Annotated in this window: 10 protein-coding genes and 1 pseudogene; all 11 read left to right on the forward strand. The window is 44.9% G+C overall.

Annotated features, from left to right (window positions below):
• Positions 1-69: 69 nt before the first annotated feature.
• The 11 genes and pseudogenes from CXF61_RS11575 (at position 70) to CXF61_RS11625 (ending at position 13,854) form a co-directional block, all read left to right on the forward strand.
• Entirely contained in the window at positions 70-1,044 is a 975-nt protein-coding gene (locus tag CXF61_RS11575; RefSeq protein WP_193834219.1) for a glutamate/aspartate ABC transporter substrate-binding protein, read from the forward strand.
• 97 nt (positions 1,045-1,141) lie between these two features.
• Positions 1,142-1,888, forward strand: coding sequence for an amino acid ABC transporter permease (locus CXF61_RS11580; protein ID WP_057758328.1), 747 nt, complete (start codon positions 1,142-1,144; stop codon positions 1,886-1,888).
• Positions 1,885-2,553 carry an ABC transporter permease subunit gene (locus CXF61_RS11585; RefSeq protein WP_102091653.1) on the forward strand — a complete coding sequence of 223 codons (669 nt, stop codon included), beginning with the start codon at positions 1,885-1,887 and terminating at the stop codon, positions 2,551-2,553. The genes CXF61_RS11580 and CXF61_RS11585 overlap by 4 nt, the downstream gene beginning before the upstream one ends.
• 185 nt (positions 2,554-2,738) lie before the next feature.
• Positions 2,739-3,470 carry an amino acid ABC transporter ATP-binding protein gene (locus CXF61_RS11590; protein WP_165598321.1) on the forward strand — a complete coding sequence of 244 codons (732 nt, stop codon included), beginning with the start codon at positions 2,739-2,741 and terminating at the stop codon, positions 3,468-3,470.
• A 403-nt stretch (positions 3,471-3,873) separates the two neighbouring features.
• Positions 3,874-4,482 (forward strand): annotated as a pseudogene (locus CXF61_RS11595) (DJ-1/PfpI family protein).
• A gap of 99 nt (positions 4,483-4,581) precedes the next feature.
• Positions 4,582-5,832, forward strand: coding sequence for an FAD-dependent oxidoreductase (locus tag CXF61_RS11600; RefSeq protein ID WP_165598292.1), 1,251 nt, complete (start codon positions 4,582-4,584; stop codon positions 5,830-5,832).
• A gap of 370 nt (positions 5,833-6,202) precedes the next feature.
• A complete protein-coding gene (locus CXF61_RS11605) occupies positions 6,203-7,978 on the forward strand; it encodes an AMP-binding protein (RefSeq protein ID WP_165598293.1) in 1,776 nt (591 codons plus the stop codon).
• A 240-nt stretch (positions 7,979-8,218) separates the two neighbouring features.
• Entirely contained in the window at positions 8,219-9,829 is a 1,611-nt protein-coding gene (locus CXF61_RS11610; protein WP_165598294.1) for a carboxyl transferase domain-containing protein, read from the forward strand.
• 78 nt (positions 9,830-9,907) lie between these two features.
• Positions 9,908-10,714, forward strand: a complete 807-nt coding sequence (locus CXF61_RS11615; RefSeq protein WP_165598295.1) for an enoyl-CoA hydratase/isomerase family protein — start codon at positions 9,908-9,910, stop codon at positions 10,712-10,714.
• A gap of 77 nt (positions 10,715-10,791) precedes the next feature.
• Positions 10,792-12,888 carry an acetyl/propionyl/methylcrotonyl-CoA carboxylase subunit alpha gene (locus tag CXF61_RS11620; protein ID WP_165598296.1) on the forward strand — a complete coding sequence of 699 codons (2,097 nt, stop codon included), beginning with the start codon at positions 10,792-10,794 and terminating at the stop codon, positions 12,886-12,888.
• A 45-nt stretch (positions 12,889-12,933) separates the two neighbouring features.
• Entirely contained in the window at positions 12,934-13,854 is a 921-nt protein-coding gene (locus CXF61_RS11625) for a hydroxymethylglutaryl-CoA lyase (protein WP_165598297.1), read from the forward strand.
• Positions 13,855-13,893: the final 39 nt, after the last annotated feature.

Below are 13,893 nucleotides of genomic sequence, written 5' to 3' on the forward strand. Positions count from 1 at the left end.
GGCAGTCTGGTCAATCAGACCTATGTCGTCCAAGCACTCACTCAATCTTGCGATAAAAGGATGTATTTCATGACATACTCATTTTCCAAACCGTTGACTTTAGCTGCTGTTATGGCATTAGGCTTAGCGGGATGTAATAACAGCAGCCAAACCAGCACTGATGCGCCAGCAGATGATGCAACGACGACAGAAACCACGACCAACGGTACGCTACAGAAAATCAAAGACTCTGGTACTATTGTCGTCGGTCACCGTGATTCCTCTATTCCTTTCTCTTATATCGCTGATGATCCTAACCAACCAATTGGCTATGCTCACGACTTGGAAATGAAAGTGGTTGAAGCAGTTAAGCAGAAGCTAAACATGCCAGACCTTAACGTTCGCTATAACCTAATCACTTCGCAGACTCGTATCCCATTGGTACAAAACGGCACGGTAGATTTTGAGTGCGGCTCAACCACCAACAACGAAGAGCGCCAAAAACAGGTTGCCTTCTCTAATGGTTTCTTTGAAATCGGTACGCGTCTATTGACCAAAAAAGACTCTGGTATTCAGGACTTTGAAGACCTAAAAGGCAAAACTTTGGTAACGACAGCAGGCACGACTTCGGAGCGTTATATCCGTCAGTACAACGATGATAATAAAATGGATACCAATATCATCTCAGCAAAAGATCATGGCGAAGGCTTCCTAATGCTAGAGAATGGTCGCGCTGATGCCTTTATGATGGATGATGTATTGCTCGCAGGCGAAAAAGCCAAAGCAAAAAATCCTGATGAGTGGGTCATCGTCGGTACGCCGCAATCGTTTGAAATCTATGGTTGTATGATGCGTAAAGATGATCCTGAATTCAAAGCTGTGGTCGATGAAGCACTTGCTAATGTCTTTAGCTCAGGCGAAATCAATAGCATTTATGACAAGTGGTTCTTGAACCCAATCCCACCAAAGAACGTCAATCTAAACTTTGAGATGTCAGACAACTTAAAGGCCTTGATTGCCAATCCGCATGACAGCGCTCAGCCTAAAGAAGCAGCAGCGCAGTAACGCTCATTGTCCCTCAACATAGCTTGCCTATACGTTCAGATAGCCAGTAATTTTATTTGACGTATAGGCTTATCAATCGTTGCTCGGAGAGACAACCATGAATTATAGCTGGAACTGGGGTGTGCTCTTTGAGCAGACTGGTATTGGCAACGAGCTCTATATCCATTGGATGATCACTGGTCTTGGCTGGCTGCTATTGATTGGCAGTATCGCATGGGCCATCGCGATGGTCGTCGGTACTATTTTCGGTATCATGCGTACTTTGCCCAACAAGACTGCTCGTGCAATCGGTACGGCTTATGTGACATTTTTTCGTAATATTCCACTGCTTGTTCAACTGTTCTTTTGGTTTTATATCGCCCCTGGCTGGCTCACGCCGACGATACAAGAATGGTGGTATAAGGATTTGTCTCCGAATACCTCAGCCATGTTATCAGCCAGTATTGGTTTGGGCTTATTTACTGCTGCTCGTATCGTGGAACAGGTACGGACGGGTATAGAGTCATTACCTGATGGACAGATTAACGCAGCCTACGCGTTAGGGTTTAGTATTCCACAAGTCTATAAAGAAGTGCTGCTACCGCAAGCATTTCGTATTATCTTGCCACCGCTCAGCTCTGAGCTGACTAACTGCTTTAAAAACGCCTCTGTGGCCTCGCTAGTGGGGGTAATGGAGCTGATTAGCCAAACCAAAACCATCAGCGAATACACTCAAAATAGTATCGAGATATATACTTACGCGACGATTATTTATTTGGTTTTCAATTTATCCTTAATCGCTATTATGGGATTGATTGAACGTAAATTGCGTGTGCCTGGGCTTATTGCGGGAGGTCAGAAATGAATATGACCGAATTGGCAACAGCCTATCCTGGTTTGATGGGTGGCATGCTTACCACCTTAAAAGTATTGTTTTTGGCTATTTTGGGCGGTATCAGTTTAGGTACCATATTGGCATTGATGCGTTTGTCAGGTATCAAAGCGCTTGAGATTCCAGCCAAACTATACGTCAATTACTTCCGCTCCGTGCCACTGCTATTGGTACTGCTATGGTTCTATTTTGCTGTACCGATGATTTATCTTTGGGTAGCGGGTAAGTACCTGCAACTCGATGCTGCGTTTGCCTCTTGTGTGGTCGCCTTTATGATGTTTGAGGCCGCTTATTTCTCAGAAGTGGTGCGTGCTGGTATTCAATCGATTGGTAGCGGGCAGGTCAATGCGGCAAAAGCGCTCGGCATGACTTATGGGCAGACCATGCGTCTGGTCATCTTGCCACAAGCCTTTCGTAAGATGCTGCCATTGATTTTGCAACAATGTATTATTTTATTCCAAGATACGACACTGGTATTTGCCATTGGTTTGACCGACTTTTTCCGCGCAGCCTACGTGCGCGGTGAGCTAATGGGACTACTCACGCCGTATATTCTAGGTGCTGGCGCTGTCTACTTTGTGATTAGCTTAAGTGCTTCTATTGGTGTGCAACAATTACAGAAGCGTTTGCGGTTTTAATATAGCTATTTTGATATGCCTATCGCTTGCGCTTTTGAATGTTGAAAGTTTGAGCGTTTGATTTACCTTTTTTAAATAATGACTATCGAAAATAATGTGGTTAGGAGCCAGTGATGAGCAATGCTGATACGTACGTAAATGCCTTTGGCGGGCTGGTTACCAATAGTGGTCATGCTAGTGATGAGATGGTCATTGAGATATCTAATGTCAGTAAATGGTATGGAGATTTTCAAGTACTGACTGACTGTACAGCGCATGTACATAAAGGTGATGTCGTTGTTGTTTGTGGTCCATCGGGCAGTGGTAAATCCACTTTGATTAAGACAGTGAATGGACTTGAGCCTTTTCAAAAGGGTGGCATCATGGTCAATGGCATCTCTGTCGGTGACCCAAAGACTAATTTACCTAAGTTACGTAGCCGTGTCGGCATGGTGTTTCAGCATTTTGAGTTGTTTCCACATTTGACTATTATTGATAATTTGACCGTGGCGCAAATCAAAGTGTTGGGCCGTAAAGAGTATGAGGCAAAACAAAAAGCGATGGCCTATCTAGACCGTGTTGGTCTGACGGTACAAGCGGCGAAATATCCAGCGGAGCTCTCTGGTGGTCAGCAGCAGCGTGTTGCGATTGCACGAGCGTTGGCCATGGATCCAGTCGCAATGCTATTTGATGAACCAACCTCCGCGCTTGATCCTGAGATGATTCAAGAGGTGCTAGATGTGATGGTTGAGCTGACTCGTGATGGTATGACCATGATGTGCGTGACGCATGAAATGGGCTTTGCCAGTCAGGTGGCCAATCGTATTATCTTTATGGATGAAGGGCATATCGTAGAAAACTGTAGTAAAGATGAGTTTTTTGAAGGCGCGAAAAGTGACCGTGCGCAGATGTTCTTATCGAAGATTTTAAATCATTAAATACACTCTGATTTACGATTTTTATAGCAGTATTTCTAATATTAAGACGTGTTCTAAAGCTTACTTTTCTTTCCACTGCTAATGATTATACAAAGCGCCCTATTAAAGACAGTTCAACGCTATCTTTAATAGGGCGCTTTGTATTGAGCCTTTTTTTGTATAGCTATTTGAAAAACGACTTGGAGCCTATGATGTTTACATACAAGGAGTTTAAATAAGATAGCTTTGAGACTATAAAGCCGCTGAAAATAGAGCGGGAATAGTCGTAGGATTAGAGAGATTGCAAACGGCAAAGGCAGATGAAGTGGCTCATCTTATTAATCAAGCAAGTTTGAAGAGATAGTAGTCATAATATAGATAAGTTTAATTTTATTTAATGCGATCAACTGAATTAGGATTGAATATGACGCTAAAACGAACCGTCGGCATACTACTGTTCAATGAAGTAGAAGTATTAGATTTTGCAGGACCTTTTGAGGTGTTTTCGTTGGCTGAAAATGCTGCCTCTGCTAGTGATGATAAGCACTTTGACGTTATCACTATTGCTGAGTATCAAGCAACGATATCCGCTAGGAACGGTCTACAAGTCATTCCTGACTATAGCTTTGCAAATCATCCAGACATTGATGTCTTAATCGTCCCTGGTGGTTACGGTGCCGAAAAAACAGAAATATATAATAAGGTGGTAATTGATTAGATTATCACTCAAGCAAGTTTGGCAGAGCTGACGCTTTCAGTGTGTACGGGAGCATTGCTATTGGCTAAGGCAGGTTTATTAACTGGTAAGTCAGCAACTACGCACTGGATGGATTTGGATAATTTAGCATCCTATCCTGATATCGATGTGATCTCGCATACGCGTTTTGTAGATGCTAGTGATGATACTGGTAATATCGTTACATCAGCGGGAATAAGTGCAGGCATCCATGCAAGTCTATACTGTATAGAAAAATTAATAGATAGTGAAACCATGCGTGCAACAGCACATCGCATGGAGTTCGATATTGATTAAGTGAATTGCTAGATAGGTGAGTGAATGGATGTTTACTGATACAATAGCGGTCAATATTTTTGATAATTAAAATAATTCATAAACCATATTGGAGTTTATATGAACGTAGAAAACCTATCTGTAGCGTCGAGCACAGCAGAAAAAAAAGGTGTGGTTATTATTGGTGCAGGACTGGCAGGCTGGCATGTCATCGATGCCATTCGTGCTAAAGACACAGAGATTCCAATTACCCTAATCACAGCTGATAGTGGCGACCGTTATCATAAGCCGATGTTGACGATGGCAATCAGCCAAAACAAACGAGCATCAGATTTGGTACGAGCATCTGGTAGCGAAGCGGCGAACACAGCAGAAGTGACGTTGTTAGCCAATACGCAAGTGATAGATATCGATCCAGTGAGCCAAACCGTACAGGTGCGCTCTACTACGCAGTCAGATGACACGCTGACGACTATCGGCTATGAGAAAATGGTACTGGCGATGGGCGCGCACCCTATCTTTCCTAAAAGTCTGCCGCAAGATTTGGTCTGGCATGTCAATCATATCGAGCGTTTTAGTCAGCTACAAGAAAAGCTAGCAACAGGTAGCCAGCATGTTGCGATCGTTGGTGCTGGTATGGTGGGTACAGAAATCGCAGAAGACCTGCTTAAAGCTGGTCATAAAGTAACGCTTATTGACTTAAACGATGCACCGCTTTCACAGATGCTACCAGCCACAGCGACCGCACGTATCGCCAAAGCGATCGAGTCGCAGGGCATTCAATTCTTAGGTGGTTATCAAGTATCAGCTGTCACTCGTGTTAATGACGATGACAATGACAGCGAAGATGGCGAGAAACTACAAGTAGACTATGCCCCATTATCATCGGATGCAGATAGTACTGATACTCAGCCGCTCGAACCATTGATTGTAGATCATGTGATTGCCAGTACAGGTCTGACAGTCGATGAGCAATTACCTGCGGCGGCTGGTGTGGAATTCGATCGCCGTACGGGTATAGTGGTAGATGCAGCGACGTTGCGTACCAATGCAGCGAATATCTATGCCATCGGCGACTGTATGTCTATCAACGGGGTTGCTTGTCGTTATGTTGCGCCATTACGCGCGCAGGCTGCGACTATCGCTGATGATATCTTAGGTCATGAGCATAGTGGCTATGATCATAAGCCACCGATGATTCGCCTAAAAAATAAAGCCATCTCTGTGATGGTGACGGGTGTACCGCAAGCAGCAGGTAATTGGCAAGTGAAGACTGAGAGTGATGATGAGCTAATCATGGATTTGCTTGATGATAATGAAGTGGTTAGCGCAACGGTAACGATTAAAGCGCCTGCAGTTCCTAAGGCATAATGATTGAAATACCGTCTTTTGAAAAACTAATAAAAGCACATCATTTATAAGTGATGTCCTTTATTAGATGCTTTCCAGAGGACTTAGTTAAAAGACAATATTGATGATCGAGCCAGCCCATTCCTTATGATGTGGCTGGCTTTTTTGTGTCAAATATTTGCCATGATTCTATGCTACCTTTTACTAAGTATAAATGCAGACTGTCTAATTAAATGATACATACTGTATTGATATTGTTGACAGGCTTTCATTGATGGCGTTATAGTAGCTGAATGCTATGTAAGACCTGCCCAAGGAAGAAGGTTTGCACGCAGGCTATTAATAAGTGCTATTTATAAATAATATAAAAAGTAAAACGAAAGGACTCGTTATGACTCAAACTCCTGATTTCGATTCGACTCGCGTTGACTTCGATGCTATTTTAAACAACATTCCTAGTATCAATATGGGCGCACGCTCAGCCAATGCACCACTTACTCAAAGCTATGACAAAGGTCCTGATGTACCGCTGATTGAAGCGACAATCGGTGACTTTTTTGATGCTATTGTTTCTAAATATCCTGAGCGCGAAGCATTGGTCGTCCGCCATCAAAATATCCGCTGGACATATCGTGAGCTACAGCAGCAAGTGAATCAGCTAGCCAGTAGCATGATTGAAGTGGGACTAGAGATTGGCGATCGTATTGGTATCTGGTCATACAACAATGCTGAATGGTTACTCATGCAGTTAGCCACGGCAAAAGTCGGCGTTATCCTCGTTAATATTAATCCTGCCTACCGTACTTTTGAGTTGCAATATGCTTTAAATAAATTGGGCTGCTCAGCGCTGGTACTTATGCGCCATTTCAAAACCAGTGACTATGCCAGTTTAATTCGTGAGCTATGTCCTGAGATTTACCATAAAGATTACACTCAGCTTGATTTGGTCGAGATTCCGACGATTGAACGTATCATTTGGATTGATGAGCCAGAGTCGGATGAGACCTTCGGTTTTATGCAGAAATTCTCTGCGTGGATGAGCGAGGGCGATGCCAACGATCCCCGTGTTGCCGAGCGCCAAGCTCAGCTTAAAAACACCGATGCTATCAATGTACAGTTCACCAGTGGCACGACAGGTACGCCAAAAGGTGCAACCTTAAGCCATCGTAATATCCTTAACAATGGCTATTTCATTGGTGAGGCTATGAACCTCACTGAAGAGGACAGACTATGTATTCCAGTACCTCTGTATCACTGTTTTGGCATGGTGCTTGGTAATCTAGCGATTCTCACGCATGGTGGCTGTATCGTATATCCAAACGACGGCTTTGAGCCATTGACCGTATTGCAGGCAGTCGAAGAAGAAAAGTGTACAGGTCTGCACGGCGTGCCAACGATGTTTATCGCTGAGCTTGACCATCCTGAATTTGAAAACTTTGATCTGTCTACCTTACGTACTGGCATCATGGCTGGCTCTAGCTGTCCGATTGAAGTCATGCGCCGTGTCATCGATAAGATGCATATGAGCGAAGTCACCATTGCCTATGGCATGACAGAGACAAGTCCTGTATCTTGCCAGACCAATGAGCATACGCCACTTGATAAGCAAGTCTCGACGGTAGGACTGGTACAGCCTGCGCTTGAGGTGAAAGTCGTCGATACAGAAACAGGTGAAATTGTACCGCTAGGCGAGACAGGTGAGTTGCTCACACGAGGCTATTCCGTGATGAAAGGCTATTGGGGCAGCCGCTTTAAAACGCGTGAGGCCATCCAAGATGGTTGGATGCATACGGGTGACTTGGCTACGATGGATGAAGATGGCTACGTAAAAATCGTCGGCCGTAGTAAAGACATGGTGATTCGTGGCGGCGAAAATATCTATCCGGTAGAAATTGAAAATTATCTCTATCGTCATCCAAAGATTCGTGATGTACAAATCGTGGGTATACCAGATGAGCGTTATGGTGAAGTACTCGCGGCATGGATTATTCCAAAAGAACCTGGCTGCTTGACTGAACAAGAAGTACGCGAGTTCTGTAGTGAGCATATCGCTCACTATAAAGTGCCGACTTACTATCGCTTTGTGACTGAATATCCAATGACCATCACTGGCAAAATTCAAAAATATAAAATCATTGAGCAAATGAAAGAAGAGTTGGGTTTGTAGTAAGCTTACTTATCTGCTCTAAAAAATAAAAGACTAACCATATTCATTTCGCTATAAAAGTATTACAGCGTTAACCTCGCTTGAAGTATCACACATACCTCTGCACTCGGTTGCCTTGTACTACTTTTAAATTGAATCGACTATATGTGAGCAATGCTTAAAAATAGCAGTTAGTATCATTTATATAAAAAGCTACTCACATCTACGTATCTATCTATGTATAAGAAAAAAAGGGATATCATGAGCGCTATCATAACCAGTAAACTGAGTCCAAACTCAAGCGATTTTCAGCAAAACAGTGCCGCGATGCAAGAGATAGTCGACGACCTGTATGTACACTTGCGTAAAGTTGCCCAAGGTGGCTCAGAGCGCGCACGAGCCAAGCATCTAGCGCGTGGTAAGCTGTTACCACGTGAGCGCGTCGAGCGTTTATTGGATGTAGGCACGCCGTTCCTAGAAGTGGCACCGATGGCTGCACATGATATGTATGGCGAAGAGATTCCGGCGGCTGGCGTGATTGCGGGTATCGGCCTTATCAATGGCATCGAGTGTATGATTGTCTGTAATGATGCCACGGTAAAAGGCGGCACGTACTACCCAATGACGGTCAAAAAGCACCTGCGAGCACAAGAAATTGCGCAAGAAAATCATCTGCCGTGCGTTTATCTGGTTGATTCAGGTGGGGCTAATTTACCGAACCAAGATGATGTGTTCCCTGATAAAGAACATTTCGGCCGTATCTTCTTTAATCAAGCCAATCTCAGTGCGGCAGGTATTCCACAGATTGCTGTGGTTATGGGCAGCTGTACGGCTGGCGGTGCCTATGTGCCTGCCATGAGCGATGAGTCTATTATCGTCAAAGAGCAAGGTACGATATTTTTGGGTGGTCCACCACTAGTCAAAGCAGCGACTGGTGAAGAGGTCACGGCAGAGGATTTGGGTGGCGGCGATGTACATACTCGTCTATCAGGCGTGGTTGATCATCTAGCGCAAAACGATACTCACGCGTTATCGATTGCGCGTAATATCGTCAGTCACCTAAATCGCCCTGCGAAAAATATTCCTAATCAAGTCACACCGCGTCCGCCGCGTTATGACGCTAAAGAACTCTATGGTGTCATTCCAACGGACAAGCGCAAGCCATTTGATATCAGAGAAATCATTGCACGTATCGTTGATGATAGTGCCTTTGATGAGTTTAAAGCACGCTTTGGTACGACGTTGGTCTGCGGGTTTGCTCATATCGAAGGGATGCCTGTTGGTATCATTGCCAATAACGGCATTCTGTTCAGTGAGTCAGCGCAAAAAGGCACGCACTTCATTGAGCTGTGCTGTAAGCGCAAAATCCCATTAGTATTCCTGCAGAACATTACTGGCTTTATGGTTGGGCGTAAATACGAGAATGAAGGTATCGCTCGTCATGGCGCCAAGATGGTAATGGCAGTGGCTAATGCAAAAGTGCCAAAATTCACCGTTATCGTCGGTGGCTCGTTCGGCGCTGGTAACTACGGTATGTGTGGCCGTGCTTATAGCCCGCGTTTCTTATGGATGTGGCCAAATGCGCGTATCTCTGTCATGGGCGGTGAGCAAGCAGCATCAGTACTGGCAACGGTCAAGCGTGATAATTTTGATCGTAAGGGTGAAGCGTGGAGTGATAAGGACGAAGCAGCATTTAAAGCGCCAATACGTGAGATGTATGAAGAGCAAGGTCATCCGTATTATGCCACCGCACGTATGTGGGATGACGGCGTGATTGACCCTGCTGATACTCGTCATGTGCTGGCATTGGGGCTGAGCGCCGCTTATAACGCTCCGATTGAAGAGACGACTTTTGGTGTCTTTAGAATGTAACCAGTTTTTAATATTTAACGATACTCAATAAATATCATTAGTAAAGATAGTAGATAGTGACTAAAAAAAGAGAAGACAATGCAACAAAATATAAATAACTATAAAAGCCTACTGGTTAACGTCGAGCAGCACGTGGCGACAGTGACGTTGAATCGTCCTGAGATACGTAATGCCTTTAACGACGAAATGATTGCTGAGCTAACCGATGTGTTCAGTACGCTTGGTGCTGATGATGAGGTACGTGTCATTGTGCTAGCAGCTGCTGGCAAAGCGTTCTGTGCAGGTGCTGATTTGAATTGGATGCGTGCCATGGCAGATTATAGCTATGAAGAGAATCTAGCGGATGCTGATAAATTGGCGCAAATGCTTAAGACTATTTATGAATGTCCTAAGCCAACAGTCGCGGCTATTCAAGGCGATGTTTATGCAGGTGGCATGGGTTTAGTTGCTGTTTGTGATGTGGCTATCGCCGTTAAGATTGCTAATTTCTGCCTCAGTGAAGTGCGTTTGGGCTTGGCCCCTGCCACTATCAGTCCTTATGTTATCCGAGCGCTAGGTGCTAGAGCATCGCAGCGTTATTTCTTAAGTGCTGAAGTATTTGATGCCAAAAAGGCACGTCAGCTTGGTTTTATCCATGAGCGTGTTAGCGAAGAAGGGCTGGCCGATGAAGTGGCTGCATTCTGTAATAAGGTCGTCAAAAACAGCCCTGACGCGGTAAAAACCTGTAAGCAACTATTACACAATATCGCTGGTGCACCTATTACTGATGAGCTGATCGCTGACACGGTCAAAGGTATCGCTGATATCCGCTCATCAACACAAGGTAAAGAGGGTGTGCAAGCGTTTTTGCAAAAGCGTAAACCTGATTGGCTAATGGCAGACTAACTAGTAGTAGAACAATGATAGGCAAATGGGCAAATAGACAAGACGTCAAATAATAACGACAAGACACAGGGATAGTTATGTTTTCTAAAATTCTAATCGCCAACCGTGGTGAAATTGCTTGCCGAGTGGCCGCGACTGCTAAGCGTCTTGGCGTCAGTACCGTTGCTGTTTATTCTGATGCGGATCGTGAGGCCAAGCATGTGGCCGTCTGTGATGAAGCTATCTATTTGGGTGGTTCGGCACCAAAAGACAGTTATCTCAAAGGCGATGCTATTATTGCGATAGCGCTTGAAACGGGCGCTCAAGCGATTCATCCGGGGTATGGGTTTTTGAGTGAAAATGCAGACTTTGCGCAGGCTTGCCAAGATGCTGGCTTGGTATTTATTGGCCCATCGGCAGATGCTATCCGTGCTATGGGTGGCAAGTCTGAGTCCAAGCGCTTGATGGAGTCAGCTGGTGTGCCGCTGATACCGGGCTATCATGGTGACAATCAAGACGCACAGTTTTTGCAGCAGCAGGCCGATAGTATTGACTATCCTGTCTTGATTAAAGCGAGTGCAGGTGGTGGCGGTAAAGGTATGCGTATCGTTGAAAAAAGCAGCGATTTTATTGACCTGTTAGATTCATGTCGCCGTGAAGCGATTACCAGTTTTGGCAATGATCAAGTGTTGGTCGAAAAATACGCGCTAAAACCACGTCATATCGAAATCCAAGTATTCGGTGATACGCATGGTAATTATGTGCATCTGTTTGAGCGTGATTGCTCAGTACAGCGTCGCCATCAAAAAGTACTAGAAGAAGCACCCGCACCGGGTGTTGATACTGCCATGCGTGAAGCAATGGGCACAGCGGCAATCGAAGCAGCACGTGCGGTCGATTACGTTGGTGCAGGTACGGTTGAATTCATCGTTGAGCAGCGTGAAGACGCTATGAATTTTTATTTCATGGAAATGAATACGCGCTTGCAGGTTGAGCATCCCGTTAGTGAAGCCATTACAGGTGTCGATTTGGTCGAGTGGCAGCTGTTGGTTGCTGCAGGTCAGCCATTGCCAATGGCGCAAGACGATCTGGCTATCAACGGTCATGCAATTGAGGCGCGTATCTGTGCTGAAAACCCTGACAACAATTTCTTGCCAGCGACAGGTACGTTGTTTACTTATCAAAAGCCTGGGCATAGTACCTTTAACATTACTGATGTGCGTATCGATGATGGCGTACGTGAGGGTGATGTGATCAGTCCTTTTTACGACTCTATGATTGCTAAGCTTATCGTCCATGCTCCTACGCGTGAGCAAGCGTTGGCGAGACTTGATCGTGCATTAGCACAGACACGTATCGTTGGTCTGCCAAATAACGTGGCATTTTTGCGTTATATTTTAAATACAGATTCATTTAGCAAAGCCAATCTTGATACCGCATTGATAGAGCGTGAGCAGGATAAGCTTTTTGATCAGCATCCTCTTGAATTATCGACGCTTGTGGTGACTGCTATTGCCCAGCAGCTTGCGAGTGAAGCGACCACGCAGGGCTCAGATCCGTTTAGTAAGCCAACGGGTTTCCGTGCTTATAGCGATTATACTCGTTCATTTAGCTTGGTTTATGATGAACAGGCTTATAGCGCTCGCATCAGTAATTGGCATAATGCGAGTTGTACTGATAGCAAAAAGGGCGGCGATAATCTCAGTAGTTTTACGCTCGTCATTGGTAAAGAAATCGCGAATACGCAGGATGATAGCAATATCAATGTGGCTGCTCAGACCAAAACGGTTTATGAAGGTCAGATCAGCTACGATAGCAGTGACGCGCACAATCATACTTTATGGTTAGATGGTGCACGTATCAGTGCCCAAAGCTGGGTAAATAACGAGACGGTCTACGTATTCACAGATAGCGGACGTGATGAAATTACGCTTATTGATATCATGGCACATGTGGGCGAAGACACAGCAGCGGTCGGCAGTTTGAAGTCGCCAATGCCAGGACAAGTGGTTGCATTCAAAGTAGCTGTTGGCGATACTGTGAAAAAAGGCGAGCCACTTGCCGTCATCGAAGCCATGAAAATTGAACACACGATTACCGCACCGACAGATGGTGTGGTAGCAGAGCTATTATTTGCAGCAGGTGATTTGGTCGCTGATGGTGATGAGCTATTGCGCATTGATGCTGAAGGTTAATAAAGGCTGACAATTAGCAGCCGAGTAATAAGAAGGATGACAAGTATGAGCCATTCGTATCCAAGCCATGTCACCATCGTTGATGTCAGTCCACGTGATGGCTTGCAAAACGAGTCAACGACGGTACCGACTGAGGTTAAGCAAACGCTTATCAATGACTTGATTGCGGCGGGTATCAAAAAATTGGAAGCGACCAGTTTTGTCTCACCAAAGTGGGTGCCACAAATGGGCGATAATAGCGTGTTGCTTGACGCGCTAGCGCCTATGCGGCAGAAGGACGTTTGCTACTCCGTACTGGTACCCAATATGCGCGGCTTTGAAAATGCTATCTTGCATCGTCCTGATGAAATCGTTATCTTTGGCTCAGCCAGTGAAACCTTTAGCCAAAAAAACATCAATTGTAGTATCGATGAGAGTATTGAACGTTTTGCACCAGTGGCTGCTGCAGCAAAAGCACAAGGCATCAAAGTACGCGGCGTGATCTCTTGTACGGTTGGTTGTCCCTATGAAGGCGAGATTGACCCTAGCCAAGTAGCTTATGTCACCAAGCGATTGATTGAGATCGGTGCAGAGCAGATTGGTATTGCCGATACGATCGGTGTGGGTACACCGCTCAAAGTACAGCGAGCGTTGCAAGCTGCACTCGAGTATGCTGATATCTCTATGCTATCGGGTCATTTTCATGATACTTATGGTCAAGCACTGAGCAATACTCTGGCTGCATTACAAATGGGTGTTAGTGAGTTTGATACCTCCGTCGCTGGCCTAGGTGGTTGTCCTTATGCCAAAGGCGCAACGGGTAATGTCGCGACTGAAGATGTGGTGTATATGCTGCATGGCATGGGTATTAGCACAGGTATCGATTTGGGAAAATTGGTCGTGGCAGGCGAACGTATCAGTGAGTTCTTAAAGCGACCAAATGGCTCAAACGTGGCACGTGCCTTAATCAATAAACGTCAGTCTTAAATAATTACTGTAAAAATTAAATATTAAAATACAAGGAAT

Origin of the sequence: Psychrobacter sp. 4Dc, assembly GCF_002836715.1 — a bacterium.
Classification (GTDB): domain Bacteria; phylum Pseudomonadota; class Gammaproteobacteria; order Pseudomonadales; family Moraxellaceae; genus Psychrobacter.

Coding starts and splice junctions, on each gene's coding strand:
- CXF61_RS11610 (WP_165598294.1), top strand. CDS start 8,219: ATGAGCGCTATCATAACCAGTAAACTGAGTCCAAACTCAAGCGATTTT.
- CXF61_RS11585 (WP_102091653.1), top strand. CDS start 1,885: ATGAATATGACCGAATTGGCAACAGCCTATCCTGGTTTGATGGGTGGC.
- CXF61_RS11620 (WP_165598296.1), top strand. CDS start 10,792: ATGTTTTCTAAAATTCTAATCGCCAACCGTGGTGAAATTGCTTGCCGA.
- CXF61_RS11615 (WP_165598295.1), top strand. CDS start 9,908: ATGCAACAAAATATAAATAACTATAAAAGCCTACTGGTTAACGTCGAG.
- CXF61_RS11575 (WP_193834219.1), top strand. CDS start 70: ATGACATACTCATTTTCCAAACCGTTGACTTTAGCTGCTGTTATGGCA.
- CXF61_RS11580 (WP_057758328.1), top strand. CDS start 1,142: ATGAATTATAGCTGGAACTGGGGTGTGCTCTTTGAGCAGACTGGTATT.
- CXF61_RS11625 (WP_165598297.1), top strand. CDS start 12,934: ATGAGCCATTCGTATCCAAGCCATGTCACCATCGTTGATGTCAGTCCA.
- CXF61_RS11605 (WP_165598293.1), top strand. CDS start 6,203: ATGACTCAAACTCCTGATTTCGATTCGACTCGCGTTGACTTCGATGCT.
- CXF61_RS11600 (WP_165598292.1), top strand. CDS start 4,582: ATGAACGTAGAAAACCTATCTGTAGCGTCGAGCACAGCAGAAAAAAAA.
- CXF61_RS11590 (WP_165598321.1), top strand. CDS start 2,739: ATGGTCATTGAGATATCTAATGTCAGTAAATGGTATGGAGATTTTCAA.